The sequence below is a fragment of the Psychromonas arctica genome, from assembly GCF_036697365.1.
Taxonomy (GTDB): domain Bacteria; phylum Pseudomonadota; class Gammaproteobacteria; order Enterobacterales; family Psychromonadaceae; genus Psychromonas; species Psychromonas arctica_A.
In genome coordinates this window covers 1-989 of record NZ_JBAHZA010000054.1, presented here as the reverse complement: position 1 = coordinate 989, position 989 = coordinate 1, and the positions used below count along the sequence as shown (strand labels likewise).

The following is a 989-nucleotide window of genomic DNA, read 5'->3' as shown; positions in this document are numbered from 1 at the left end:
ATGACCAGCGATGGTGTTGAACAAGAGATTGTTATTACTATTAATGGTGTGGATGACTTATCTATCGTAGCTGGCGATACAACGGGCGCGGTGACTGAAGATGAAGCCGCGACGTTAAGCACGTCAGGTACATTATCGCTAAGCGATGTTGATAGCTCAGATACCACAACTTTCACACCAGGGACAATTAACGGTAGCTACGGTGATATTACTATCGACGCTGATGGCAACTGGACATACGCGGCGGATAACACGCAAGCAGCGATCCAATCTTTAGATGAAGGTGAGTCGATCACCGATACCATCACAGTTATGACTAGCGATGGTGTTGAACAAGAGATTGTTATTACCATCAACGGTGTGGATGATTTATCTATCGTAGCTGGCGATACAACGGGCGCAGTGACTGAAGATGATGCAGCGACGTTAAGTACGACAGGCACATTATCACTAAGCGATGTTGATAGTTCAGATACCACAACTTTCACTGCTGAGACTATGTCAGGTACTTATGGTGAAGTCACTATCGATGCTGATGGTAACTGGACATACGCCGCGGATAACACGCAAGCGGCGATCCAATCATTGGATGATGGTGAGTCGATCACCGATACCATCACTGTTATGACTAGCGATGGTGTTGAACAAGAGATTGTTATTACCATTAACGGTGTGGATGATTTATCTATCGTAGCTGGCGATGCGACCGGCGAAGTGACTGAAGATGATGCTGCGACCTTAAGCACGACAGGCACATTATCGTTGTCAGATGTTGATAGCTCAGATACCACAACTTTCACTGCTGAGACTGTGTCAGGTACTTATGGTGAAGTCACTATCGATGCTGATGGTAACTGGACATACGCCGCGGATAACACGCAAGCGGCGATCCAATCATTGGATGATGGTGAGTCGATCACCGATACCATCACTGTTATGACTAGCGATGGTGTTGAACAAGAGATTGTTATTACCATTAACGGTGTGGA

At 46.1% G+C, this 989-nt stretch carries 1 protein-coding gene; it reads left to right on the top strand.

The features are described from left to right. Positions 1–989, top strand: a 989-nt coding sequence (locus tag V5290_RS17280; protein ID WP_333388747.1) for a VCBS domain-containing protein, incomplete at both ends; no start/stop codon positions are given.